The sequence below is a fragment of the Herbidospora solisilvae genome (assembly GCF_009901565.1).
GTDB lineage: Bacteria > Actinomycetota > Actinomycetes > Streptosporangiales > Streptosporangiaceae > Herbidospora > Herbidospora solisilvae.
Window position 1 is genome coordinate 372,232 of sequence record NZ_WXEW01000010.1, and the last position, 25,279, is coordinate 397,510.

Consider the following 25,279-nt stretch of genomic DNA (forward strand, 5'->3'; position numbering starts at 1 on the left):
CCGGTTCACGAGGGCCGGTCCGGAATCCGTCCGGGCCGGCCCTCGATGATCTGCCCGGCCAGGGAGGGCAGGTCCGGCGCCACGAAGTCGGGCCGGGGCAGCGCGGCCACCGGCAGCGGCGCGTTGCCCCGCCGGGTGACCAGCCCCGCCGAGAAGCCGGCGCTCTGCGCGCCCACGCTGTCCCAGACGTGACAGGTGACCATGAGACACGCCGACGGCGGCACGCCGATACCCTCGGTCACCAGGCGGTAGACCTGCGGCGCGGGCTTGTACGCGCGGGCGGCCTCGACCGTGAACCTCCGCTCGAAGTAGGACGCCAGCCCCGCGTTCTCCAGCGGGCTCGGCGCGCCGGGACCGGCCGGCGAGTTGGTCAGCGTGACCAGCCGGAAGCCCGCCTCCAGCAGCCTGGTCAGGCCGGGCTCGACGTCCGGGTGGGCGGGCATGGTCCGCATCGCCTCCTTGACGTCGGCGACGTCGTCCGGGGTGACCTCGACGCCGTGGACGTCGGCCAGCATCCCGAGCACCCCCTGACCGAGGGTGAAGAAGTCCGTCCACCGGCCGGACAACGTGGCCGTCATCGAGTACGTGATCAGCTGCCCGAACCATTCGCGCATGACCCGGGCGTCGCCGAAGATCCGTTCGAAGAGCGGGTCCATCGACTCGATGTCGATCAGGGTCTCGTTGACGTCGAACACCAGCACATGGTCCATGCCCGGGACCTCCCCGCTAACCGGGCGGGCCAGACGTCTCCAGGGCCCGGCGCAGGGCGGCGGCGAGTTCGGCGTTCTGCCGCTGGGACACCTGGGCCGACAGGATCGCCTGCGACCCGTGGAAGGTGCCCGGCCACTGGTGCAGCTCCACCGAGACGCCCGACTGGAGGAGGCGCACCGCGTAGGCGATGCCCTCGTCCCGCAGCGGGTCGAACTCGGCGGTGGCGATGTAGGCGGGCGGCAGGTTCGACAGGTCGGTGGCGCGGGCCGGGGCGGCGTACGGGGTGGCGGGGGTGGCGCCGAGGTTGGCTCCCCAGATGACGGCCAGGTTCTCCGCGTCCAGCCGCGGGGTGCGCGTGAAGGCGCGCGCCGACCACGTGTGCCGCCGGTCGTCGAGCATGGGCTGGTTGAGCAGCTGGCAGCGGATCAGCGGTCCGTCCTCGTCGCGGGCCCGCAGCGTCATGGCCGCCGCGAGGCCGCCGCCGGCGCTCATGCCGCCGACCGCGATCCTCCCCGGGTCGACGCCGAGCTCGTCGGCGCTGTCGGCGAGCCAGCGCAGCACGGCGTAGGCGTCGTCGAGGGCGGCGGGGAACACGTGCTCGGGAGCGAGGCGGAAGCCGACCGAGACCACCAGCGCGCCGGACGCCTCGGCGAGCCGCGCCGCCGAGGGGTGCTCGGTGTCGAGGTCGCCCACGATGCCGCCGCCGCCGTGCAACCAGACGATCGCGCCGCGCGCCTCCTCCGGCCGGTAGATCCGCACCGGCACGTCCGGGTCGGCGGTCACCAGCCGATCGGTCACCCGCATCGCCGAGGTGTCGGGAGCGGGCAGGGAGGCGACCAGCCGGGCGGTCGTCGCACGTTCGGCGACGGGGTCGGCGTAGTCCGGGCGGGGGATCAGCGGGACGAACGGTTCGAGTTCGGGATCCATGGCGGCCATCCTCCCGGCCGCCGCTCCCGGGATCATCCGCCGTCCGTCGGGTCTCCGTGCTCGGATGAGCGCCGTCCTGCGGGCCGGGGCGGACCTATCCTCCTGTCATGGAGGCACTCGCCGTACGGCTGTCGCAGCTCGATTCGCAGGCCGAGGGCGCCATCCGGGTCGTCATGTTCTACGACACCCTGATGCGCCGGCGGGTGGACCTCCCGGCCCTGGCCCGCGCCTCGGCGGGCCTGGCCGAGTGCGTGGCCGGAATCCGGCTCCACGAGGCCGGCCAGGTGACCCGGTTCGCCCCCGACGGCGGCCGGGCGACCGCCCCGGCCCCTCCCGCGTCCACGGTCACGCCGATCTCGCTGGACGACGAGGAGATCGGCGCGGTGTGGCTGGAACGCCCCGGGCCTCCCGGTCCCCTCGACGAGCTCCTGCTCGACCGGCTCGCCATCGCCGCCGCGTCGGTCGTGGAACGCTACGGCCCGGCCCGCACCACCATGGCCGATCCCGCCCTCGTCGAACTCGTGATCAGCCAGGACGCCGAGGAGGCGGCCCGGACCCGGGCGCTCCGGCTGCTGGGCTTCGCCCCCGGCTCGCCGATCGTCGTCGCGGCGGTCGTCTCACCGGTTCCGCTCGACCGGGTCGCACGTCTCGTCTGCGCGGCGGGCCTGGTGAAGGCGGCGGCGCTCGGGGACGTGGGCGTGCTCCTGGCCGCCTCTGTCGACGTGGCCCGCTTCCCGGCCGGTTCGCGCGCGGGCGTCGGCCGATCCTGGCGGGAGGCGCGCACCGCCCTGCGCTTCACCACGACGGGGGAACCCGTCATCCGGTACGACGATCTCGGCGCGCTGGCGTTGCTGGCCGAGATACCACCGGAGACCGCCCGCGCCAACGCCGACGTGGCCGCACTCGCCCTGGTGGACTCCGACGACCTGAAGACGCTGGACGCCTACTGCGCCACCGGCTCCCTGCGCGGGGCCGCCGACGTCCTCCACCTGCACCACAGCAGCGTCGCCCGCCGTCTCGCCCAGCTCGGCGGGGTGCTCGGCGTCGACCTGACCGAACCGGGGGGACGGACCAGGGTCAAGATCGCGCTTACGATGCGGCGGTTACTCGACGACGAGCGCGGGCGAGCTCACCCCGCGGGTCAGGTCAGGGTCGGTGAGGTCGCCATGCGCCAGGCCAGCCGCACGATGACGGCCAGGCACACCAGTTCGACGGCGGCCAGAACCAGGTAGTGCGGTTTCACCGACCCCCCGCCGATGACGAACGCCGCGGTGAGCGGGGCCGCCACCAAGGTGACCCGCCGCATCACCGCCGGTTTCAGCACCCGCGACGACATCACCATCACGATCGGGATCTCGACCATCACCGCCGATCCCACCAGCAGCGCCGAGGTGACGGGAACGCCGCCGGCATGCCCCGCCATGAGCCCCCGCAGGAACTCGGCGTCCAGGAAACTGAGCACATCCGCGTAGAGCATGGTGAACAGGACGACGATCCACAGGGTGGAGAGTCTCGCTCGCAGGTCGCCCTCGATGCCTTGCCGGTTACCGGTCATGGGGACAGGCTGACGCGACAAGCAGACCCGTCGCGACGGCCGAAGGTCGGCGTCACGGGACCTACTTTGGTCGGATTCCGCTGGATCGAGGGCCGCCGTACCCTGTTGATCGTGACGACCCCAGGACGCACCAGGCGCGACCGGGCGGCCGACGCGGCGTTGTTCCTGCTGGCCATCGCCCTGACAACGCTTGGCGTGATGGACAATCTCGACCAGCGGCCCGCGCCGGTGCCGTTCACCGTCGATGCCGTCCTCGGCGCGATGAGCTGTCTCGGGGTGTGGCTGCGCCGGCGGCAGCCGGTCGGGTTCGCGGTGGTCACGGTGGCGTTGAGCGTCTATTCGATGTCGGCCGCCGGGGTCACGCTGATCGCGTTGTTCACCGCCGCGGCCCACCGACGACCGAAAGTGGTCGGCCCGATCGTGGCCGGGGCGGTGCTGGTGCCGTTCCTGACGCCGTTGGTGCGGCCCGACGTCCAGGTGCCGCCCTGGTGGCAGGTTCTGCTCGGCTACGCCTGCGTCGCCGCGGTCCTCGCCTGGGGCATGTTCGTCAGGGCCAGGCGGGAGTCCCTGCGCGAACGGGCCCGGCGGGTCGAATCGGAGCGGGAACTGCATCTCGCCCAGGTCCGCCAGTCCGAACGCGACCAGATCGCCCGCGAGATGCACGACGTCCTCGCCCACCGGCTGTCCCTGCTCAGCCTCCACGCGGGTGCGCTGGAGCTCCGCCCCGACGCCGCGCCCGAGGAGGTCGCCCTGGCCGCCGGGGTGATCCGCGACGGCGCGCACCGGGCGCTGGAGGAGTTACGCGAGGTCATCGGCATGCTCCGGGCCGGCCTCGACCGGTCCGAGGGGCCGGAGCAGCCCCAGCCCACCCTTGCCGACCTCTCCGACCTGGTCGACCAGTCACGGCGCGCGGGCATGCGGGTGCTGCTCGACTGCCAGGTGGGGGAACCGGCCGCCGCGCCTGCGGCGATCGGGAGGGGCGCGTACCGGATCGTGCAGGAAGGGCTCACCAACGCGCGCAAGCACGGCCGCGACGGCGAGGTGTCGGTGGCCGTCGGCGGGGCGGCGGGGGAGGGGCTGACGGTAGAGGTGCGCAACCCGGCCGGAGCCGCGGGGGCCGGGATCCCGGGCGGCGGTAGCGGGCTGATCGGCCTCGCCGAGCGGGCCGGTCTGGCCGGTGGACGGCTGGAGTACGGCCCGACCGCCACAGGTGAGTTCCGGCTGCGGGCGTGGTTGCCGTGGCCGAGGTGAACACCCCGATCCGGGTTTTCATCGTCGATGACGACCCGCTGGTCAGGGCGGGGCTGAAAATGATCATCGCGGCCGCACCCGAGCTGAGCGTGGTGGGCGAGGCGGCCTCCGGGGTCGAGGTGCCCGCCGCCGTGGACGAATGCGCCCCCGACGTCGTGCTGATGGACATCCGCATGCCCGTGCTCGACGGGCTGGCCGCCACCGAGCTGCTGCGGGCCCGGCCCGATCCGCCCGAGGTCGTCGTGCTGACGACCTTCGACGCCGACGAGTACGTGCTGCGTGCCCTGCGTGCCGGAGCGGGCGGGTTCCTGCTCAAGCACACGCCGCCCGCCGAGATCCTGCGTGCGATCGTCCGGGTGGCGGCGGGGGAGCCGATCCTGTCGCCGACGGTGACCCGTCAGCTGATCGCCCACGTCGCCGACTCCGGTGCGGCCGGCCGGCGGCAGCACGCCACGCGGGTGCTGAGCAGGCTCAGCGCACGGGAACGGGAGGTCGCTGTCGCGGTGGGCCGGGGCAGGTCCAACGCCGAGATCGGCGGCGAGTTGTTCATGGGCGTCGCGACCGTGAAGGCCCACATCTCACACATTCTCGACAAGCTCGACCTCAACAACCGCACCCAGATCGCCCTGCTGGCCCACGACGCGGGTCTGACCGGCTAAGACCCGATCGGGATGTCCAGCACCACCGCGTGGCCGCCCGATTCGTCGATCAGGTGCTCCTCCAGCGCGGGCCCCACCACGTTCAGGCCGTGGCGGCCGATCCAGGTGAACAGGTCGTGGCCCGCCCGCACCACGCCCTCGGGCGTGGGCAGCACCGCCCTGACCACCTCGCGGGCCGGGAGGGCGAGCGGCTCGCCGCCCTCGTCGGGCACGGCCGCGGAGAAGGGGCCGTCGAGCCAAGTCAGCAGGGTCCCCGAACACTGTCCGGCCAGTTCGGAGGGGTGGGTGGCGGTCAGCCGGCGTATCTTCAGGCGGCGGGCCCCGGTGGTGGCGGTGCGGGGGACGACGGTCAGCGGGTCGGCGAGGTAGTGCTCGGCCTCGGCGGCCGTGGCCGTCAGGGCGGCGAGGTCGGCGCGGAGGCGGGCGAGGGTCTCGGCGACGGCCCGGCGGGTCTCGCTCTCCGGGGCGTCGAGCAGGTCGGCGATGTCGCGCAGCGGCAGGCCCAGGCGTTGCAGGGCGCGGATGCGTTCGAGGCGGGACAGCTCGGCGACGCCGTACCAGCGGTAGCCGGTGAGGTGGTCGACGGCGGCGGGCCGCAGCAGACCGGTTCTGTCGTAGTGGCGCAGGGTGCGTTCCGACACCCCCGCCATGCGGGCCAGCCGCCCGATTCGCCACATGCTTGACCTTGTCCGTGCGTCAGGGTTCTACGGTCCCGGCATGACCGACCTGTCCAGGCTCGCCGGAGTCCTGCTGCTGTCCTCGTTCACCGCCATGGTCGCCGGAGTCGCGGTGGCGGTGCCATCGGGGTTGACCCTGAATCCGTCCGATCTCGACGCCACGCTGCGCGCCGTGCACGACCAGACCGGCCCGCACCTCCTCTCCCTGGGCCTCGACGTGCTCGGCTGGCTGGCGCTGACCGCCGCCGGGCTCGCCCTGGCCGGGCTGCCGGGCGGGCTGCTCGCCGCCGCCGGGCTGGCCGGGCTGCTGCACGACGCGGGCAACCTCGCGGTCACCCAGCTCACCGATGATCCCGGCGCGGCGCTGCCGGTGCTGCTCACCGCCAAGTGGGCGGTCAACCTGGCGGGGCTGGTGTGGACCGCCGCCACCGCCGCCGGAGCGGCCCTGCTCCCGCTGCCCCGGTGGCTTCGGCGGGCGGGCGGCCTCGCGGCCCTGTCGGGTCTGGCGGCCGTCGCGCTTCCCTGGACGTCCGGCCTCGCGGGCCCGTCGGCGGCGCTGGAGCAGGCGGGCTACGCCCTGCACCTTCCCGTCATGATCTGGTACGTCGTCCTCGGCCTGCGCCTGGCGAAATAGTCGGATTGTCCAGCCCGACACACAATTCCACCATTCCAGCCACGCTCAGAGCACCCGTAGTTTCTTCCTCACCCGCGTTCATCTGTCTAGTGAGGCGGCCCGCCCCGACGGACGGCCCGCCGTTGACCTGGACTTATGCTCGGCCGTGGCCTGAGGCGAAGCAGCGATGGAGAAGGTGTGAGCGACGAGACGAATGGCACCCGCGCCCTGATCGGGATCACCGGCGACGGCGTGCGGCTGACCGTGAGCCGCGATGCGGCGACGGTCGTGGACGGGGTCGCGCTCGGCTTCTCCCTCGGCGGCCTGCGGCTGGGCGTGGCCCCCGAACAGGTGAGCGTCACCGAGCGGGTGGTCCGCGACCGGTTCGCCCTGCACTCGGGCAAGGCGACCGGCCCGCACGACTACGAGCACCGGGAGACCGTGCACACCTTCCGCGAGGAGGGCGTGGTCTGGCAGGCGATCGTGCGCACCGGCCCCCACGGGGCCGCCGTGCGCTACGCGCTGCCCCTTCTGGACGGCACCGCCGAGGTCACCGCCGACCACACCGCCGTGCCGCTGCCCGCCGGGTCGCGCAACTGGGTGCTCGACTACCAGACCTGGTACGAGACCCCGCGCTACGGCGTCGACACCGCCGACCTGGAGGAAGGCGCCTACGGCCTGCCCTTCCTCACCCGCCTCGACCCGGCCGTCCACCTGCTGATCACCGAGTCGGGCATCGACGGCCGGTTCGCCGGGGCGCACCTGCGCTGGGACGGCGCCCTGCGCTTCACCCTCGCCGACGCGGGCGTCGAGGTCGCCCGGGGCGTCGTGACCCCGTGGCGGGTGCTGCTCGTCGGGAGCCTGGACGAACTGGTCTCCTCGTTGTTCGTCGAGGAGCTGGCCCCGGCCGCCACGCCCGAGCTGGAGGCGGCCGACTGGGTGCGTCCGGGCCGGGCGGCCTGGTCGTGGTGGTCGGACTTCTACTCCGGCGCCCAGCTCGGCAAGCAGAAGCACTTCGTGGACGTCGCCGCCGACCTCGGCTGGGAGCACCTGCTGATCGACTGCGGCTGGGAGGAGACCTGGGTCCCGGAGATCGTCGCGTACGCGAGCCTGCGGGGGATCCAGGTGCACCTGTGGACCATCTGGCGTGACCTCAACAGCCCCGAGGACCTGCGCAGGCTCGCCTTGTGGCGGTCGTGGGGGGTGGCCGGGATCAAGGTCGACTTCATGGAGTCGGAGTCGAAGGACCGCTACCGCTGGTACGACACGATCCTCACCGAGTCGGCCCGGCTCGGCCTCATGGTCAACTTCCACGGCTCGGTCGTCCCGCGCGGCTGGGCCCGCACCTTCCCCCAGGTCATCGGCTACGAGGCCGTCAGGGGCGCCGAATACTACGTGTTCTTCGAGAACCAGGCGCTCACCGCCTCCCACAACGTCATCCAGCCGTTCACCCGCAACGTCGTCGGCGCGATGGACGCCACCCCGGTGGCCTTCGGGGCGGCCGGCCGGACCACCGGCGACGGCCACGAACTCGGCCTCGCGGTGGCCTTCGAGTGCGGCATCACCCACTTCGCCGACCACGTCGACGCCTACGCCTCCCGTCCCGCCGCTGCCCGGTTCCTGGCGGAGCTGGCCCCGGCCTGGGACGAGACCGTGCTGCTGGCGGGCGACCCCGACACCCACGCCGTCATCGCCCGCCGGTCCGGCGACCGCTGGTTCGTCGGCGGCGTCGCCACCGGCGAGGCCCGCACGATCCACGTGCCCCTCGACGCCGTCGCCGGACCCGACGCGCAGGTGTGGATCGTCGGCGACGACCTCACCGAGACCAAGGCGACGGGGAGCTTCGACGTCCCGGTCGCCCGCGACGGCGGGTTCGCCGCCATCGTCGCCCCGGCGGGCACGGAGGTGTTCCGCGCCCGGTCCCGGCCGCGACTGACGCCGCCGGAGGCCGTCCCGATCGCCGAACTGGACGCCGACGGCACCACGACGATCACCACCGGCCCCGCCGACCGGCTGCGCCCGCCCCCGGGCTGGACCGCCGAACGGCGTACCGGCACCGAGTGGCTGGTCCGCGCCCGGGGCCTGCTCCCGGGACGGCTCGGCGTGGTCACCGTCGAACGCGACGGCGACGGCGTCGTCCCGGTCGTCGCCCACACCCGGGTGTTCCACCCGCTGACCGAGGGCGAGCACGCCCTCTCCGACCTGCCGATGACCGCCTTCGTCAACGCCGACGGCCCGGTCGAGCGCGACATGTCCAACGGCGGCGGCAACCCCCGCGACGGCGGCCCGCTGCGGGTGGCCGGGCGGGAGTTCGCCCGCGGCCTCGGCACCGCCCCGCCCTCGGAGGCGCACTTCCATCTCGGCGGCCGGGCCGCCCGCCTCACCGGCGCCGTCGGCGTCGACGACGAGTCGGCGGGCCGGGCCTCGGTCGCGGTGCTCGCCGACGGCCGGGAGATCTTCGCCGCCGACGTCGCCGCGGGTCAGCCCGTCATCCCCTTCGACCTGGACGTCTCGGGCGTCCGCACGCTCGTCCTGCGCGGCCTGGAAGGCGGCTCCGCGCACGTCGACTGGGTCGAGGCCATCGTCCACGTACACCAACCCCCCAGCACGAACTGAAGAGGTACGACATGAGACACACCTGGACGGCCGCCCTGGCCGTGGCGGCGACCCTTCTCACCGCCTGCTCCGGAGGCGAGTCCCCCGGCACCGCGAACACGGCGGAGAAGGTCACGCTCACCTACGCCAACTGGAGCGAGGACCAGGCCCCCGCGATGGAGCAGATCGCCGCCGAGTTCCAGAAGCAGAACCCGAACATCACCGTCAAGGTGCAGACGCTGCCCTGGCCCGAGTACTGGTCGACCCTCCAGGTCGGCGCGGCGGGCGGCACCGCCCCGGACGCCTTTTGGATGCTCGCCGACCACTTCCGCGAGTACGCCAAGGGCGGTGCCCTGATCGACCTGTCCGACACGGTGAAGACGGCCGGCATCGACATGACCGCCTATCCCAAGGCCGTGTCCGACTCCTACACGTACGAGGGCAAGATCTTCGCCCTGCCGAAGGACTTCGACACCAACGGCATCTGGTACAACAAGGCGCTGTTCGACGCGGCGGGCGTGAGCTACCCCGACGACACGTGGGGCTGGCAGCAGGTGCAGGACGCCGCCAAGAAGCTGACCGACCCGGCCAAGGGCGTGTGGGGCATCGCCGCCCCGATCGACGCGCAGGGCGGCTACTACAACACGATCCTCCAGGCCGGCGGCAGCATCATCAAGCCGGGCGGCACGGCCTCCGACTTCGCCGGGCCCGAGGCGGTCGCCGGGCTGAAGTTCTGGACCGACCTGCAGAAGGCCGGCTCGTCGCCGACGCTGAAGCAGCTCTCCGACACCGAGGCGGTGTCCATGTTCGAGAGCCAGAAGGTCGCCATGTACTTCTCCGGCGCCTACTGGGCGCTGCGTTTCCACAAGAACGCCGACCTGAAGGGCAAGGTCGACGTCGCCCCGCTGCCGCAGGGCGTCAAGCGCGCCACCGTGACCAGCGGCATCGGCAACGCCGGGTACGCCGGCACCAAGCACCCCGAGGAGCTGAAGAAGTTCCTTGCCTTCCTCGGCGGCGCCAAGGCGGCCGAGATCCAGGCGGCCACCGGCACCGTGCTCCCGGCCTACAAGGGCACCCAGCAGCCGTGGCTCGACTCGATGCCGGAGTTCAAGCTCCAGGTGTTCATCGACGCCGTCGACTACAGCGTGCCGCTGCCCGTCGCCGGCGACACCGCCGAGTGGCAGGGCCTGGCGGCGCAGTACCTGGCCCCGGCCTGGGACGGCGCCAAGCCCGTGGAGGAGGCGGCCAAGGAGTACCAGGCCGCCGTCGACGAGGTGCTCGCCGAACAATGACGTCCTCAGCCAGGTGGGCGCTGCTGTTCGTCGCGCCCGCGACCGTCGGCCTGGTCGCGCTCTACCTCTGGCCGTTCCTGTCGACGTTCGTCAAGAGCTTCCAGGACGTCCCGGCGTTCGGGCCCGCCACGTACACGGGCCTGGACAACTACGTCGAGCTCGCCGGCGACGGCGAGGTGTGGCAGGCGTTCGGGAACTCGGCGCTCTACACCGTGCTCGTGCTGCTCGGCATCCCGCTCGCGGTGGTGCTGGCCGCGCTGATCGAGCAGGTGAGCCGGGGGCGCACGGTCTACCGGGTGTTGTTCTTCCTGCCGGTCGTGACGCTGCCGGTGGCCGTCGGCATGGTCTGGCGCTTCATCTACAACGGCGACTTCGGGCTGCTCAACCACGTGCTCTCGTGGTTCGGGATCGACGGGCACTACTGGGTGGCCGACGCCCGCTTCACGATCTACGCCTTCGCCGCCGTGGGCATCTGGATGGGCCTGGGCATCAACCTGATCATCCTGGGCGCGGGGCTGCAGGCGATCCCGAAGGCCGTGTACGAGGCGTCGGCGCTCGACGGCGCGGGCCGGGTGAGGCAGTTCTTCCACATCACCGTGCCGCTGCTGAGCCCGAGCATCTTCTTCGTGACGATCCTCACCGTGATCGCCGCGCTCCAGATGTTCGACCTGATCTTCATCATGCTGCGCAGCGTGAACAACACCGCGCTGGCCGACTCCAAGACGATCGTCTACCTGTTCTACGAGAAGGCGTTCGTCCAGTTCCAGCAGGGATACGGCGCGGCGATCGCCATCGTGCTGCTGATCGTGATCATGATCGCGACGGCGCTGCAGTTCCGGCTCCAGAGATCGTGGGTCTTCTATGGGTGAGCGCCGCACGTGGCCGATCCACCTGCTGCTGGTGATCGCGTCCGTGATCATGGTGGTGCCGTTCGTCTGGCAGATCCTCACCGTCTTCAAGACGACGCCCGAGGTGGCCCGGATCCCGCCGACGCTGCTGCCGGAGGAGTTCAGCCTGCACTCCTTCGAGACGTTCTTCTCGACGGTGCCGTTCTGGTCGATGTTCGCGGTCTCCACCGGCTCGCTGGTGCTGCGCGTCGCCGGCCAGGTCGTGGTCGCCGCCCTGGCCGGATACGCCTTCGCGCGGCTGCCGTTCCCCGGCAGGAACGTGCTGTTCGGGCTGTTCCTCGCGATGCTGATGGTGCCCAGCCAGCTCTTCCTGATCGGCCAGTACGGCCTGGTCCGCGACTTCGGCCTGCTCGACACCCTCCCGGCCCTGGCGATCCCCGGCATGTTCTCGGCGTTCGGCACCTTCCTGATGCGCCAGGCCTTCATGAACCTGCCGCCGGACTTCGAGGAGGCGGCCCGGCTCGACGGCGCCAACCCCTTCCAGGTCTTCTGGCACGTCATGCTCCCGATGACCAAGCCGACCCTGGCCGCCCTGACCGTGCTGACCGGCCTCTACTCGTGGAACGACCTGCTCTGGCCGCTGATCGTCTCGCCCTCGGGCGAGAACCGGCCGCTGCCGGTCGGCCTGGCCGGGCTGCAGGGCCAGTTCGGCACCGACTACCCGACGCTGATGGCCGGCGCGCTCGTCTGCTCGATCCCGCTCGTGTTCGTCTTCCTGCTGCTGCAGCGCCAGTTCTTCCGGGGCATCGCCAGCAGCGGACTCAAAGGATAGGAATCATGCACCCGATCCACCTGCGCGCGGGCGGCACCAGCGTGGTCGTCGCCGTCGACGGCGGGCGGCTGCCGCGCGTCCTGCACTGGGGCCCCGACCTGGGCGACCTCGGGCCCGGCGCGCTGGCCGACCTCCAGCGGGCGGCGCTCCCGGCCGTCGGCGACAGCGCCGTCACCTACCCGCAGCCCGTCCCGGTGCTGCCGCAGCTCCACGAGGGCTGGCTCGGCCGACCGGGGCTCACCGGGGACGGCGACGGGCGGCGCTGGGCGCCGTACTTCCGGGACGCCGTGCACACGGTCGAGGGGACCGTGCTCTGGACGGCCGCCCGTGACCCCGAGTTCGGGCTCGCCGTCGACGTCGAGATCGAGGTGCTGCCCGGCAGCGGGCTGGTGCGGCAGCGGGCCCGGGTGGTCAACGAGGCGGCGGAGCCGTACCGGATCGGCTCCTTCGAGCTGGCGCTGCCGGTGCCGCCGGAGGCCACCGAGCTGCTCGACCTGACCGGGCGCTGGGCGCTGGAGCGGGTGCCGCAGCGGCGTCCGTTCCAGGTCGGCGAGTGGGTGCGCGCCTCGCGCGGCGGCAAGCCGGGACTGGAGCACACCCTGCTGCTGGCGGCCGGGGAACGCGGCTTCGGCTTCCGGCGGGGGCTCGTGTGGGCCACCCACCTGGCGTGGAGCGGCAACCAGGTGCTCGCCGCCGAGCTGACCCCGGCGGGCACCCGCCACCTGGCGGCCGGCGAGGTGCTGCTGCCGGGCGAGGTCGTGCTGGGCCCGGGGGAGGCGTTCCAGAGCCGCTGGCAGTACGGGTCGTGGGGCGACGGCCTCGACGAGCTGGCCGGGCGGTTCCACCGGCATCTCCGGTCCCGCCCCCGACCGCCCCGGCCCGTGGTGCTGAACACGTGGGAGGCCGTCTACTTCCGGCACGACCTCGACACCCTGGTCGCGCTCGCCGAACGCGGCGCGGAACTGGGCGCCGAGCGGTTCGTGCTCGACGACGGCTGGTTCCTCGGCCGCCGCGACGACACCACCTCGCTGGGCGACTGGACGGTCGACCCCGAGGTGTGGCCCGCCGGGCTCGGGCCGCTGGCCGAGCGGGTGCGCGAGCTGGGCATGGACTTCGGGCTCTGGTTCGAGCCCGAGATGGTCAACCTCGACTCCGACCTGGCCCGGCGGCACCCCGAGTGGGTCTTCCAGGCCGGGCACGGCCCCGGGTTGCCCTCCCGCCACCAGCACGTGCTGAACCTGGGGCACCCCGAGGCGTACGCGTACGTGTTCGAGCGCATGAGCTCGCTCGTGGCGGCGCTGGACATCGCGTACATCAAGTGGGACCACAACCGCTACCTGCTCGACGCGGGCGAGCGGCCCGGCGTGCGCCGGCAGGTCGAGCAGGTCTACCGGCTGATGGCCGAGCTCAAGGCGGCCCATCCCGGGCTGGAGATCGAGTCGTGCGCCAGCGGCGGCGGGCGGGTCGACCTCGGCGTGCTGGAGTTCGCCGACCGGATCTGGCCCAGCGACTGCAACGACCCGCACGAGCGGCTGGAGATCCAGCGCTGGACCGGGCTGCTGGTCCCGCCGGAGACGCAGGGCACCCACATCGGCGCGGCCGAGTCGCACACCACCCACCGTGTGCACCCCCTCGACTACCGCGCCGAGAAGGCGCTGTGGGGACACCTGGGCATCGAGGTCAACCTGCTGACCGCCGACGCGGAGACCCTCGCGGCGCTGGCCCGCTGGGTCGCCTTCCACAAGGAGCACCGCGACCTGCTGCACTCGGGCGACGTCGTGCACGCCGACCTCCCCGACCCCGCCTTCCGGCTGGAGGGCGTGGTGGCGGCCGACCGCTCCGAGGCCCTCTACGCCTTCAGCGTGGTCGAGCGCCCCGCCGTCTGGCCGCCGGGCCGCATCGCCTTCCCCGGCCTGGACGACGACCGCTCCTACCGGGTCGAGGCGGTGTATCCCGGCTCGCCGCCCGGGGGCGTGCTGCCGCCGTGGCAGCACACCGGGGTCACCCTGCCCGGCCGGGCGCTGCGGGTGGAGGCCCCCTCGCTGGACGCCGACCGTTCGGTGCTCTTCCGCGTCGTCGCCGTCTAGCCCTTGGCCCGGTTGCGGTATTCGGTCGGGCTGGCCTCGTGCAGGCGGCGGAAGTGGCGCGAGAAGTAGAACGGGTCGGTGTAGCCCACCTCTCGGGCGATGTCGGCCACGGTGGCGTCGGTGGTGTCGAGGAGGTTGCGGGCCTGGGCCATGCGCAGGGCGGTGTGGTGCGCGAGCACCCCGCCGCCGGTGGCCCGGCGGAACAGGGCCGACAGGTGGGACGGCGAGACGCCCACCAGCGCGGCCAGCTCGGCGACCCGGACGGTGGTGTCGAGGCGTTCGGCCAGGTAGGCCATCGCGCGCTGCAACGGGTCGCCCGGCACCGGCATCACCCGGTCGAGCACGATCTGGGTGAGCAGCTTCCACGCGGCCCCGGCCGCGCCGGTCAGCGCGGCGGGGGAGTGGTCGCGCTCCATGATCGTGACGATCTCGTCGAGGAGGGCCACCGCCCGGTCGAGCCGCCGGATGGAGACCACCGGCCGGGACGGCCCCGCGCCGATCTCCTCCAGCAGCTCGGGGAGATCGGTGCCGCGCAGGTGGCACCACCAGATCGTCCAGGGTGCCTCGGCCGAGGCGCCGTAGGCGTGTGGCACGCCGCGCGGGATCACCAGGGCCGCGTTCGACCCGATCCGATAGGTGACGCCGTCGACGACGGCCCAGCCGAGACCGCCCGCGCAGAGGATGAACACCGCCTCTTCGATGCCGCTCGGCCTTCTCATCAGGTGGTCTGCGGCCAAGGGGTAGTAGCCGGTGTCGGTGACCATGAGCCGCCGGGTGACCGGCCGGGCGCTCGCCTCGGCCACCACCCGGCGCGGCACGACGGTCAGCCGCTGGTTGCGGAACCCCTCCTGGATCGGCATTGGCCCAGTATGGCGGATCGTCCAGGTCGTGACGTGAATCAGACATTCAATTTGAAAGGGAACACTTGTTGACTAAGGCCATGGGACGCGGATTGTTGTCGGAGAAGGTCGCCGTGGTGACCGGGGCGGCGTCGGGCATCGGCGCGGCGGTGGTGGAGCGGTTCCTGGCCGAGGACGCCCGCGTGATCGCGGTCGACGTGGCGGAGCAGCCCCCCGCCCGGCCGGGCCTCCTGACGGTCACCGGCGACGTGGCCGCGGCCGAAACCTGGCGGCGGGTCGCCGGCCTCGCCCGCGACGAGTTCGGCCGCCTCGACGTGGTGCACAGCAACGCCAGCACCTCGATCGGCGCCCCCGCCCACGAACTGGCCGAGGCCGACTGGGACCGCCAGCTCGCGGTCAACCTGAAGGCCGCCTACCTGGCCGTGCACACGTGCGCCGGTCTGCTGCGGGAGAGCGGGGGAGCCGTGGTGCTCACCTCCTCGGTGCACGCGCTGGTCGGCATGCCGGGCCACCCGGCCTACGCCGCCGCCAAGGGCGGCCTGGTCTCGCTCGGCCGCCAGCTCGCCGTCGAGTACGGCCCGGCGATCCGGGTCAACACCGTGCTGCCCGGCCCGATCCTCACCGCCGCGTGGGAGGGCATCGGCGAGGAGGACCGGCGGCGCAGCGCCGCCGCCACCGTCGCCGCCCGGTTCGGCCGCCCCGAGGAGGTGGCCGCCGCGGTCACCTTCCTGGCCAGCGGAGAGAGCTCGTACATCACCGGGACCACGCTGGTCGTCGACGGCGGCTGGACCGCGGTGAAGGACTCGGCGTGAAGATCACCAGGATCGAGACCTTCCTCGTCCCGCCGCGCTGGTTGTTCTGCCGGGTCGAGACCGACGACGGCGTCGTCGGCTGGGGCGAGCCGGTCGTCGAGGGGCGGGCCGAGGCCGTGCGCGCGGCCGTGCACGTGCTGGCCGACTACCTGGCCGGCCGCGACCCGCTGCGGATCGAGGACCACTGGCAGGTCATGGCCACCGGCGGCTTCTACCGGGGCGGACCGGTGCTGTCCAGCGCCCTGGCCGGGCTCGACCAGGCGTTGTGGGACATCGCCGGCAAGACCTACGGCGTGCCCGTGCACGCCCTGCTCGGTGGCCACGTCCGCGACCGTGCCCGCGTCTACGCCTGGACCGGCGGCGACGAGCCCGGCGAACTCGCCGACGGCATCGCCGCCCGGGTCGAGGCCGGGTTCACCGCCGTCAAGATCAACGCCTCCGGGCGCATGCCCGCGCTCGCCGGTCCGGCCGCCGTGGCGGGCGTCGTCGACCGGATCGCGCTGGCCCGGGAGGCGCTCGGCCCGGACCGCGATCTGGCGGTGGACTTCCACGGCCGGATCGGCGCGGCCGACGCCCGCCGCATCCTGCCGCTTCTCGCCGAGTTCCACCCGCTGTTCGCCGAGGAGCCCATGCTGCCCGACCGCCCGCACCTGCTGCCCGGCGTGGTGGCCGCGTCGGGCGTCCCCGTCGCGGTCGGCGAGCGGCTCTATTCGCGCTGGGACTTCCGTCCCGTGCTGGAGGCCGGGGTCGCCGTGGTGCAGCCGGACCTGTCGCACGCGGGCGGCATCTCCGAGACCCGGCGCATCGCCGCGCTGGCCGAGGTGTGGGACGCCCGGCTGGCCCCGCACTGCCCGCTCGGCCCGCTCGCCCTGGCCGCGAGCCTCCAGGTGGCCTTCGCCGCCCCCAACTTCCTCATCCAGGAGCAGTCCGTCGGCATCCACTACAACGAGGGGGCCGACCTGCTCGACTACGTCACCGACCCCGAGGTGTTCCGCTTCACCGACGGCTACGTCGCCCGCCCCCTCGGCCCCGGCCTCGGCGTGGAGATCGACGAGGCCGAGGTCCGGCGGGTCGACAAGGTCGGCCACGCCTGGCGCAACCCAGTGTGGCGGCACGAGGACGGCGCGGTGGCCGAATGGTGATCCCGCTGACGGCCCGCGTCGACCTCGCGCGGGGCGGCCGGTGGACGTCGCTCGCCGGCGGCGGCCGGGAATGGTTGTGGTCCCGCCCCGACCCCACGCGGGACGAGGTCTCGCCGGGTTCGGCGTTCGTGGACGCCGGCGGCCTGGAGGAGTGCGTGCCGACGGTCCGGGGGCGGCCCGACCACGGCGACGCCTGGAGCCGTCCCTGGACGGGCGCCGCCGCCCATGCGACCGTGACCTGCGACGGTTTCGAGCTGACCCGCACGATCGGCGTGGAGGCCGGGGCGGTGGTGGCGACCTACCGGTTGTCGGCCGACCCGGGCTTCCGCTTCATCTGGTCCGCCCACGCCCTGCTCGACCTGGGCGAGAAGGCCAGGCTCGTCGCGCCGCACGGCACGCCGCTGCGGATCTACCCCGAGGCCGCGCCCCTGCTCGACACGGTTTGGCCGCCCGGCGCGCCCTACCTGGAGGGCCACTGGCCGGCCCCCTTCGGCCTGGAACTCGACCGGCTCGGCCCGGACGACGGCTCGGCCGCCGGTGCGGTGCTGCGCTGCGCCTCGGTCCGCGTCGAGGACGAGAGCGACGTGCTCGACCTGCGCGTCGAAGCGCCGCCGGGTGTGCCGGTGGGCACCGCCTTGTGGCGCAACCTGGGCGGATTCCCCGACCACGCGCCCTATCGGAGCATCGGCGTCGAACCCATGCTGGGCACGGTCTTCGACGTGGCGGAAGCCGGTCCGGACGACGCCGCACAGGTGCCCGCGTCCGGGGAACTGACCTGGCGACTCGTCGTCGCCGCGGAACGGATGTGAAGATGACCGGTTTTCTCCCCGACCTGACCGAGCACCGCCTGCTGGCGATCGTGCGCGGACCCGACCGCGAGGCGGCGCTGAACACGGTGCTCACCCTCGCCGAGGAGGGGGTGCGGCTGACCGAGGTGTCGCTGGTCACCGCGGGGGCGTTGGAGGTGATCCGCGCCGCGCGGGCCGCGCTCGGGCCCGGCGCCCACCTCGGCGCGGGCACCGTCGTCACCGCCGACGACGCCCGGCGGGCGGCCGAAGCGGGGGCGTCCTTCCTGGTCACCCCGGCCGTCAGCGAGGCGGTGGAAGCGGGGGCCGCGCTGGGGCTGCCGGTGCTCGCGGGGGCGCTCACCCCGACCGAGGTCGTCGCCGCGTGTGCCGCCGGGGCCGCCGCGATCAAGTTGTTCCCGGCCTCGCTCGGCGGGGTGCGGCACCTGCGGGCGTTGCGGGACCCCTTCCCGGGCATCCCGTTCGTCCCGGTCGGCGAGGTCGGACCGGCGGAGGCCGCCGGCTATCTGGCGGCCGGGGCGGTCGCGGTCGGCGTCGGCTCCCCGCTCGTGGGCGACGCGGCGGCGGGCGGCGACCTCAAGGAACTGAAGGCCCGCGTCCGGCGGTTCCGGGAGACCCTGTGAGCGTCGTGACCTTCGGGGAGACGATGGCCGCCCTGCGGGCCGACGGCCCGATCCGGCTCGGCGGCGGCATGCGGTTGTCGGTCGCCGGGGCCGAGTCCAACGTCGCGATCGGCCTGGCCCGGCTGGGCCACTCCGTGCGCTGGGCCGGGCTGGTGGGCGACGACGAGACGGGCGAACTCGTGCTGCGCACCCTGCGGGCCGAGGGCGTCGACCTGACCCACGCCCGCGCCGACCGGCGCGGGCCCACCGGCCTGGTGCTGTTCGAGCGCAGGGTCGGCGAGCTGACCCGGGTCATCTACCACCGGGCGGGCTCGGCCGCGTCGTTCCTGTCACCGGCCGACGTGCTGCCCGCGCTCGACCCGCCCCCGGCGATCCTGCACGTCACCGGGGTCACCCCGGCCCTCGGCCCGAACCCGGCCGAAGCGGTCCGGGCGGCGGTCGCCTCCGGCGTGCCGGTCTGCCTGGACGTCAACTACCGCGCCCGCCTGTGGGACCGCGCCACGGCGGCCGCGACGCTCCGCCCCCTGGCGTCCTCGCTGGCGGTGGTCATCGCCTCCGACGACGAACTCGACCTCGTCGCGCCCGCCGCCGCGACCACCGAACGGGACCGGGTGGCCGCCCTGCTCGACGCCGGGGTGCGCGACGTCGTCGTCAAACGCGGCGCGGACGGCGCGACCGGCCACACCGCGACGGAGACCGTGCACGCCCCGGCCCGGCCGGTCCGGGTCGCCGACGTGGTCGGCGCGGGTGACGCGTTCGTCGCGGGGTACCTGTCGGGGATGCTCGACGACCTCGACCTGCCCGGCCGCCTCGCACGGGCCGTCACCGTCGGCGCGTTCGCCGTCGCCTCCGCCGGCGACTGGGAGGGCCTGCCCGCCCGCTCCGAACTGGGCCTGCTCGACACCCTGCCCGGATCCGTCATCCGATGAGGAGAACCATGGACGTCTGGTGTGCGATCGACTGCGAACTGGGCGAGGGCGCCCGCTGGGTGGACGGCCGGCTGGTCTTCGTCGACATCCTCGCGGGCAGGCTGCTCACCGTCTCGGCCGACGAGCCCGGCCCCGCCGAGGAGCTGTTCCGGCTGGACGTGCCCCTCGGGGCCGTCGCCCCGGTCCGCGACCAGAGGGGCCGGTGGCTGGCCGCCGCGGGCCGGGGCTTCGCCCTGCTCGACGAGCGGGACGGCTCGGTCGAGTGGCTCGACCGCCCCGCACCGCCGACCTCCCGGATGAACGACGCGGTCTGTGACCCGGCCGGCCGCATGTGGGCCGGCGCGATGCCCTACGACTCCACGCCCGGCGCGGGCGTGCTCTACCGGGTGGGGCGAGACCTGGCGGTCACCGCCGTCCGCACCGGCCTGACCATCCCCAACGGCCCCGCCTTCACCGCCGACGGCCGCACGATGTACCTGGCCGACAGCGCCGAGGGCCGCGTCGACCGGCACGAGGTCGACCCGGCGACCGGCGACCTGAGCACACCCGCCGTCTTCGCCGTGATCGACGAGGGCGGTCCCGACGGCATGACCGTCGACGCCGACGACCACCTGTGGGTCGCCGTCTGGGGCGGCTCCCAGGTGCGCCGCTACACCCCCGACGGACGGCTCGACCGGGTCGTGAAGGTGCCGACGCCCCAGCCCACGAGCGTCTGCCTCACCGACGGCCGCCTGTTCGTCACCTCCGCCGCCCTGGGGCTGACCTCAGGACCCCCGGCGGGAGCGCTCTTCGCCGCCGACGGCATGCCCCCCGGCCGCCCGGCGGCCCCGTTCGTGCGGGATCAGTAGACGCACTGCACGACGACGTCGTCGAGGTGGAAGCCGGCGTTGTAGGCCCCGGTCCCCGCCCGCCCCCCGGCGAACCGGAGACGGACGTCGGCCTGCCGCGCCGTCCACGACACCCCGTGGAACGTCCAGCGCGCGATATGTTCACGTGGCCGGATCGATCACCTTGACGTTCGGCTGGGAAGCCGTGCCCCGCAACTTCGCCCAAACGCCCGCCGTGGCGGCGACCGTGACCGAGACCAGGACGCGGGCCACCCGCGAAACAGCGGCCGAACCGGCGGAAGACGCGCCCCGAGCGCGGAACGGCTGTGATACCGGCAAGTCCGCCTTACCCACTGTCTTGCTCCGGCGATTGCGCGGGTTCAGCGAGCTGAACGGTCATGGCGGGTGATGTATGACCTGAGTCGGCTCGATGTAGTGCGCACATTCCTTGGCGCGCCTCAGCTCACCGCCTGCTTCACCAGCGCACTGATCCGCGCCTCCACTTCGGCCGTCACCTCGGTCAGGGCGAAACCGGTGGCCCACATCGTGCCGTCGTCCAGGTTCGCCTGGTCGCTGAACCCGAGCGTCGCGTAGCGTGTCTTGAACTTGGCCGCGCTCTGGAAGTGGCAGACGATTTTGCCGTCCAGCGCGTAGGCGGGCATCCCGTACCAGAGCTTCGGCGCGAGGGCCGGGGCGCTGGCGGTGATGACGGCATGGACGCGCTCGGCCAGGATCCGGTCCGATCCCTGCATTTCGGCGATCTTCGCGAGTGCGTCACGCTCGTCCTGCGCCGCCTTGTCCGCGCGTGAGCTGCGGCGCGCTGCCTTCTTCTGCTCTTGGGCGTGGTCCTTCATCGCGGCCCGTTCCTCGGCCGTGAATCCCTGGTAGGTGCTGCTCATGACGTATTTTCTCCTTGAGGATCTTGCTGTTCGGGATCTTGAGAGGGGACCTGTGGTCCTCTGTTCGGGAGCGGTGCCACCGGAGCGTGAAATCTCGGGCAGGCGGCGTGCCCGGTCGAGGCGTCAGACCAACCAGCTCCGTTGCCGTCGCACATCAGCTCGCGGTCGGGCGGCGCGAGGAGGGGCGAAACCAGCGGCGGCACGTTGAGTTCGCCGCAAGATCGCGGTCGCGAACGCCGTACGGCTGCGCTGTCGGTTCCCTGGATGACCTCGCCCCCACCGGCTTGTGCCTGCGTGACGATGCTGCCGAGGTCGTCTCGCCGTGTGCCTCAGACGGATGCGACCTCCCACACGAACCCGTCTGGGTCGGTGAAGGGCCCGGCATCGCCGCCGATCAAGATCCGGTGCGATCCGATGCCCTCCTGGGAGACGCCGGTGTCCTTGGCGAGGGCGCGGCGCGGGTAGAGCGCCAGCGTGACGGCCGACGACGGGGTGTCGAACTCGACGTACTTGCCGCCGAAGCTCTTGGCCACGGCCAGGCCGCGGTCGACGTAGAACCGCTTGCTCGCCTTGACGTCCGCCACTCCCAACAGGAGCGCGACCTGGTCGATGTGCCGGGCGGCGGGGCCGGTGTCCTTCTTCTTCGAGGTCGCGATCTTGCAGATCGTCCCGTCCGGGGCTCGTACGACGCCGCCGTAGCCCCAGAACCCCTTCGTGGCGGGCTTCAGCGTCGTGGCGCCGGCGTCGAGGGCGGCGCCGATGAGGGCGTCGACGTTGCCCGGCTGGGACACCACGAGTGACAGCGCGAACCCACGGAAGCCGGTCGTCGGCTCATCCGAGGCGCGGACGCGCACGTAAGGGCCAAGACCGAAGGCGTTGTAGAAGGCGTCCGCGGCCGTGGGGTCGGGAACTTCCAGGGTGACGGATTGGAAGGAGGTCATGGCAGGTCCTTTGCGCAAGGTGGGTCTGTCGTCTTGTCGGCGGCCGCTACGCGGCGGACATGGCAGGGGCAGGCGGCGCTCAACGGTCCTGCAGGAGTCCCAGGACGTTGCCATCGGGGTCGATGACGGTGGCCACCAGGCGGCCGCTACCGACCTCGTGCGCGGCCTCCTGCACGACGGCCCCCGCGGCGATCACCTCGGCCAGCTTCGCCTCGATGTCCGGTACGTGCCAGTAGGCCACCGGTGAGGTCATGCCCTGCGGTCCACCGCCCGGCACCAGCCCGATGTGCTGGCCCTCAGCCTCGAAGCCGACGTAGTAGGACGAGTCGGTCTGCGGCGGGATACCGAGCAGGGCCGCGTACACCGCCTTGGCCTTCGCCAGGTCGGACACGGGGTGCAGCACGGTCTTGATTCCGTGGGTGAAAGAGCCGGTCATGGTCACTCCTGTGGTGGTGGGTCTCATCGACCCGCTGTCTTGCGTGCTCACAGCTTGGCTTTCGGCCTGGCCGGCCCGCATCCGTGGTGACCACGGAACCGCCCACGGATCGACGGCACGGAGAGCACGGAGGGATGCGGCAATATGTGACAGTGATTGCAGCAGCGGACATCTCGCCTCGGGAAGCCGACGTGCTGGAACTGGTCGGGGCCCGTCTCAGCAACGCCGAGATCGCGGCACGGCTGTGCATCTCGGTGCGTACCGTGGAGAGTCACGTCTCCTCGCTGCTGCGCAAGCTGGAGGTGCCGGATCGGCGGGCGCTCGCCCGCCGCGCGTCCGAGCCGGCCGGCGTCGGACCGTCTCACCTGGCACCGGTTCTGCCGACTCCGCTGACCTCGTTCGTCGGCCGGGCGAGCGAGCGGGCCGAGCTGGCCGAGATGATCAAGGCACACCGTCAGGTGACCGCGGTCGGTTCCGGCGGAGTGGGCAAGACCCGGCTGGCGTTGGCGGTGGCCGCGGAAGCAGCCGGCGAGTACGCCGACGGGGTGTGGTTCGTCGACCTGGTTCCGGTCACCGATCCGGGCCTGATCGCCACGGCGGTCGCCGGGGCGCTCGGCCTCGGTGAGCAGCCCGGCCGCGACATGACCGAATCCGTGGTCGCCGCGCTGGCCGACCGCCGTGTGCTGCTGGTGCTGGACAACTGCGAGCACGTGGTGGACGGGGTGGCGCTGTTTCTCGAGCGGCTGCTGGCGACGTGCCCTCGGGTGACGGTGCTGGCGACCAGTCAGGCGCGGCTGATGGTGCCGTTCGAACGGGTGTATCCGGTCCCGCCGCTGTCGCTGTCCGTCGACGGTGAGTCCGACGCGGTCGCGTTGTTCAGGGAGCGGGCGGCGGCGGTGGGCCGGCCGCTGGATCCCGCACTGCGCGACCAGATCGCCGCGATCTGCGAGCGGCTGGATGGGATGGCGCTGGCGATCGAGCTGGCCGCCGCCCGGTGTTCCACGCTCGGGCTGGACGGCATCAACGCCGCCCTTTCCCACCCGCTGCGGATGCTGACCGGCGGCTCCCGTGCCGATGAGCGGCACCGTTCGGTGCGGGGGGCTCTGGACTGGAGCCATGCTCTGCTGGAACCGGCCGACCGGGTGCTGCTGCGCCAGGTGTCGGTGTTCGTGGCACCGTTCACCGCTGCCGCGGCGGCGGAGGCAACCGGTTCCGAGGAAGGCATCGTCGCCGAGGGACTGGCCCGGCTGGCCGAACAGAGCCTGCTGGTGGTGACGGCGTCCCCTGGCAGGACCGAGTACCGGGCGTTGGAGACCATCCGCCAGTACGGGACGGAGCGGCTGGCCGAGGCCGGTGAGCTGGTCGGCGCTCGATCCCGCCACGTTCGCTGGTGCCTGGCCAAGGCCGCCGAGCTGGTGGTGGTACGAGCGGACTGGCGGGCGCGGTTCGACGCGGTGGCGGACGATCTGCGCGCCGCCCTGGCATGGGCGGCCGACCGGCCGGAACAGCGCACGGACGCGTACGATCTCGCCCGACGGCTGGCGGAGCTGACCTTCATCCGTAACCTGATCGGCGAGTCCCAGGGGCGCTATGAGCAGGCCGCCGCGCTCGCCGACGACCCCGCCGCCGGCGCGTCGATGCTCCGGCACGCCGCGGCCGTGGCCGGCTGCCGGATGAACGGTGATGACATGTACCGCCTGCACCGCGCGGCCGCGGACGCCGCCCGCCGGTCCGGCGACACCGCCGGCGCCGCCTGTGACCTGGCGACCGCCGCCGCCAACGCCTACCGGTTCTCCGGCAAGTTCGTCCAGAAGCTGCCACGGGAAGAGGCGATCGCGCTCATCACCAAGGCGCGGGAGCTGGGCGGCGACGACCCGGCCGCCCAGGCCGCGGTGGCGCTGGCCGAGGCCGGGCGGGCGCTCACCGAGCTCGGTGCCGCACCGGGCCGGAACGACAGCGCTGTTCCCATGACGATCGCACGCGCCGAACGAGCGGTCGAACTCGCTCACCGCACGGGTGACCCGTTCGCCGAGTCCGCCGCGCTCGATACGCTGACCTGCGCCCAGAGCTGGGCCGGTGACACGTTCGCCGCCGCCGACACGGCCCGGCGCCGGATCACGCTGCTCTCATCCACACCGGATACCCCGGCCGCTGCCCACGAGCTGATCGAGGCGCTCGGTGAGGCCACCGAGGCCAGCCTCGGCACCGGCGACCTGCCGGGTGCCCGCCGGTGGGCACGGCGACTCGCGGATCATCCGCTGCTGGCGGAAGTCGGCCACCGTGCCACGGGCTGGCTCCTTGTGACCGACGCGCTGGCGGGCAACGTCGAGGAGGTACTGACCGGCAGCGTCCGGTTCCTCGACGCGTGGCAGCAGGCCGGCAGCCCCGCCAGGTCCGTCCTCGGCCCGCCGGCGGCCGCAGTGGCGACGGTCCACGGCCTACGCGAGGACCAGGATGCCTGGCGCGAATGGAGCGCGGTGCTGAATCGGCTCGACCCCTCACCGGGGAACGCCCACGGCTACGGGGCGATCTTTGAGGCGATGCTTCTGCTCCACCGTGGGCAGGCGTCGGAGGCGCTGGAGCGGCTGGCGCCTGAGCCCGGCGAGGTGTGGCAATGGGTCACCTGGATCTGGCTGCACTGGTATGTGGCGCTGCGCGCCGAAGCTGCCGTGCTCGCCAGGAGCTCCGATGCCGGCGACCGTCTGGCCGAGGCTCGGACCGTCGTGGCCGGCAACCCGGTCGCCGGTGCCATCGTGGAGCGGGCCCAAGCGCTGCTCGACGACGACCGGGAGCGGTTGCTCGCCACGGCGGATACGTTCGACACCGCCGGCTGCCGCTATCAGTCGGCGCGGACCCTGGTGCTCGCCGGGGGCGATCACGCCGCCCGCGGCGCGGCCGTGCTGGCCGATCTCGGCTTCGCCCCGATGGCCCTGCCCCGACACCCATGACGACCTCGG

The 25,279-nt window shown here is 73.0% G+C and carries 24 protein-coding genes; 16 read left to right on the forward strand and 8 right to left on the reverse strand.

Translation table 11 applies throughout. The annotated features are described in order from the left end of the window. Positions 1 to 5: 5 nt before the first annotated feature. Positions 6 to 710: a haloacid dehalogenase type II gene (locus GT755_RS32335; RefSeq protein ID WP_161483347.1), complete on the reverse strand. Its 705-nt coding sequence runs from the start codon at positions 708 to 710 to the stop codon at positions 6 to 8. A gap of 16 nt (positions 711 to 726) precedes the next feature. Next, positions 727 to 1,638 (reverse strand): alpha/beta hydrolase, encoded by a 912-nt coding sequence (locus tag GT755_RS32340; RefSeq protein ID WP_202610739.1) that lies wholly within the window; start codon positions 1,636 to 1,638, stop codon positions 727 to 729. Positions 1,639 to 1,745: 107 nt separating this feature from the next. Here GT755_RS32340 and GT755_RS32345 point away from each other — a divergent pair, with 107 nt between their 5' ends. Then, positions 1,746 to 2,870, forward strand: a complete 1,125-nt coding sequence (locus GT755_RS32345) for a PucR family transcriptional regulator (protein ID WP_161483349.1) — start codon at positions 1,746 to 1,748, stop codon at positions 2,868 to 2,870. On the opposite strand, the gene GT755_RS32350 is transcribed toward GT755_RS32345, so the two are convergent. Continuing rightward, positions 2,780 to 3,193 (reverse strand): DUF6326 family protein, encoded by a 414-nt coding sequence (locus tag GT755_RS32350; protein ID WP_161483350.1) that lies wholly within the window; start codon positions 3,191 to 3,193, stop codon positions 2,780 to 2,782. The two genes, GT755_RS32345 and GT755_RS32350, sit on opposite strands and share 91 nt — an antisense overlap. A 111-nt stretch (positions 3,194 to 3,304) precedes the next feature. Between GT755_RS32350 and GT755_RS32355 the strand changes: the two genes are divergently transcribed. Further along, entirely contained in the window at positions 3,305 to 4,444 is a 1,140-nt protein-coding gene (locus GT755_RS32355) for a sensor histidine kinase (protein ID WP_161483351.1), read from the forward strand. Next, positions 4,432 to 5,103, forward strand: a complete 672-nt coding sequence (locus GT755_RS32360) for a response regulator transcription factor (protein ID WP_328794657.1) — start codon at positions 4,432 to 4,434, stop codon at positions 5,101 to 5,103. The genes GT755_RS32355 and GT755_RS32360 overlap by 13 nt, the downstream gene beginning before the upstream one ends. On the opposite strand, the gene GT755_RS32365 is transcribed toward GT755_RS32360, so the two are convergent. Further along, positions 5,100 to 5,780 carry a MerR family transcriptional regulator gene (locus GT755_RS32365; RefSeq protein WP_161483353.1) on the reverse strand — a complete coding sequence of 227 codons (681 nt, stop codon included), beginning with the start codon at positions 5,778 to 5,780 and terminating at the stop codon, positions 5,100 to 5,102. The two genes, GT755_RS32360 and GT755_RS32365, sit on opposite strands and share 4 nt — an antisense overlap. 40 nt (positions 5,781 to 5,820) lie before the next feature. Between GT755_RS32365 and GT755_RS32370 the strand changes: the two genes are divergently transcribed. The 6 genes from GT755_RS32370 (at position 5,821) to GT755_RS32395 (ending at position 14,047) form a co-directional block, all read left to right on the forward strand. Beyond that, entirely contained in the window at positions 5,821 to 6,414 is a 594-nt protein-coding gene (locus GT755_RS32370; RefSeq protein WP_161483354.1) for a hypothetical protein, read from the forward strand. 177 nt (positions 6,415 to 6,591) lie between these two features. Then, positions 6,592 to 9,009, forward strand: coding sequence for a glycoside hydrolase family 97 catalytic domain-containing protein (locus GT755_RS32375; RefSeq protein WP_161483355.1), 2,418 nt, complete (start codon positions 6,592 to 6,594; stop codon positions 9,007 to 9,009). Positions 9,010 to 9,020: 11 nt separating this feature from the next. After that, positions 9,021 to 10,280 (forward strand): ABC transporter substrate-binding protein, encoded by a 1,260-nt coding sequence (locus tag GT755_RS32380; RefSeq protein ID WP_161483356.1) that lies wholly within the window; start codon positions 9,021 to 9,023, stop codon positions 10,278 to 10,280. Continuing rightward, positions 10,277 to 11,149 (forward strand): carbohydrate ABC transporter permease, encoded by an 873-nt coding sequence (locus GT755_RS32385; RefSeq protein ID WP_161483357.1) that lies wholly within the window; start codon positions 10,277 to 10,279, stop codon positions 11,147 to 11,149. Before GT755_RS32380 ends, GT755_RS32385 begins: the two co-directional genes overlap by 4 nt. Then, positions 11,142 to 11,960: a carbohydrate ABC transporter permease gene (locus GT755_RS32390; protein WP_161483358.1), complete on the forward strand. Its 819-nt coding sequence runs from the start codon at positions 11,142 to 11,144 to the stop codon at positions 11,958 to 11,960. Before GT755_RS32385 ends, GT755_RS32390 begins: the two co-directional genes overlap by 8 nt. Before the next feature lie 5 nt (positions 11,961 to 11,965). Beyond that, positions 11,966 to 14,047 carry an alpha-galactosidase gene (locus tag GT755_RS32395; protein ID WP_161483359.1) on the forward strand — a complete coding sequence of 694 codons (2,082 nt, stop codon included), beginning with the start codon at positions 11,966 to 11,968 and terminating at the stop codon, positions 14,045 to 14,047. On the opposite strand, the gene GT755_RS32400 is transcribed toward GT755_RS32395, so the two are convergent. Then, entirely contained in the window at positions 14,044 to 14,907 is an 864-nt protein-coding gene (locus tag GT755_RS32400; RefSeq protein WP_161483360.1) for an AraC family transcriptional regulator, read from the reverse strand. The genes GT755_RS32395 and GT755_RS32400 overlap by 4 nt on opposite strands. Positions 14,908 to 14,987: 80 nt before the next feature. Here GT755_RS32400 and GT755_RS32405 point away from each other — a divergent pair, with 80 nt between their 5' ends. The 6 genes from GT755_RS32405 to GT755_RS32430 are packed head-to-tail and all read left to right on the forward strand — an operon-like array spanning position 14,988 to position 20,067. Next, the gene (locus GT755_RS32405) at positions 14,988 to 15,719 is read left to right on the forward strand and encodes an SDR family NAD(P)-dependent oxidoreductase (RefSeq protein ID WP_161483361.1); all 732 of its coding nucleotides are present in this window, start codon (positions 14,988 to 14,990) and stop codon (positions 15,717 to 15,719) included. Beyond that, positions 15,716 to 16,861: a galactonate dehydratase gene (dgoD, locus tag GT755_RS32410; RefSeq protein WP_161483362.1), complete on the forward strand. Its 1,146-nt coding sequence runs from the start codon at positions 15,716 to 15,718 to the stop codon at positions 16,859 to 16,861. The genes GT755_RS32405 and dgoD overlap by 4 nt, the downstream gene beginning before the upstream one ends. Further along, entirely contained in the window at positions 16,855 to 17,670 is an 816-nt protein-coding gene (locus GT755_RS32415; RefSeq protein WP_161483363.1) for a hypothetical protein, read from the forward strand. Before dgoD ends, GT755_RS32415 begins: the two co-directional genes overlap by 7 nt. Before the next feature lie 2 nt (positions 17,671 to 17,672). After that, positions 17,673 to 18,290, forward strand: coding sequence for a bifunctional 4-hydroxy-2-oxoglutarate aldolase/2-dehydro-3-deoxy-phosphogluconate aldolase (locus GT755_RS32420; RefSeq protein WP_161483364.1), 618 nt, complete (start codon positions 17,673 to 17,675; stop codon positions 18,288 to 18,290). Then, positions 18,287 to 19,219, forward strand: coding sequence for a sugar kinase (locus GT755_RS32425; RefSeq protein ID WP_328794652.1), 933 nt, complete (start codon positions 18,287 to 18,289; stop codon positions 19,217 to 19,219). The genes GT755_RS32420 and GT755_RS32425 overlap by 4 nt, the downstream gene beginning before the upstream one ends. Positions 19,220 to 19,227: 8 nt before the next feature. Next, positions 19,228 to 20,067: an SMP-30/gluconolactonase/LRE family protein gene (locus GT755_RS32430; RefSeq protein WP_161483365.1), complete on the forward strand. Its 840-nt coding sequence runs from the start codon at positions 19,228 to 19,230 to the stop codon at positions 20,065 to 20,067. Positions 20,068 to 20,504: 437 nt separating this feature from the next. Here GT755_RS32430 and GT755_RS32435 read toward each other — a convergent pair whose 3' ends face one another. The 3 genes from GT755_RS32435 to GT755_RS32445 all read right to left on the reverse strand — a co-directional run bounded on the left by GT755_RS32435 (position 20,505) and on the right by GT755_RS32445 (position 22,322). Then, positions 20,505 to 20,945, reverse strand: coding sequence for an iron chaperone (locus tag GT755_RS32435; RefSeq protein WP_161483366.1), 441 nt, complete (start codon positions 20,943 to 20,945; stop codon positions 20,505 to 20,507). Positions 20,946 to 21,274: 329 nt separating this feature from the next. Further along, positions 21,275 to 21,886, reverse strand: a complete 612-nt coding sequence (locus tag GT755_RS32440) for a VOC family protein (RefSeq protein ID WP_161483367.1) — start codon at positions 21,884 to 21,886, stop codon at positions 21,275 to 21,277. A 79-nt stretch (positions 21,887 to 21,965) separates the two neighbouring features. Then, the gene (locus tag GT755_RS32445; protein WP_161483368.1) at positions 21,966 to 22,322 is read right to left on the reverse strand and encodes a VOC family protein; all 357 of its coding nucleotides are present in this window, start codon (positions 22,320 to 22,322) and stop codon (positions 21,966 to 21,968) included. A 134-nt stretch (positions 22,323 to 22,456) separates the two neighbouring features. Between GT755_RS32445 and GT755_RS32450 the strand changes: the two genes are divergently transcribed. Next, positions 22,457 to 25,270 (forward strand): ATP-binding protein, encoded by a 2,814-nt coding sequence (locus GT755_RS32450; RefSeq protein ID WP_202610740.1) that lies wholly within the window; start codon positions 22,457 to 22,459, stop codon positions 25,268 to 25,270. Positions 25,271 to 25,279 lie beyond the last annotated feature (9 nt).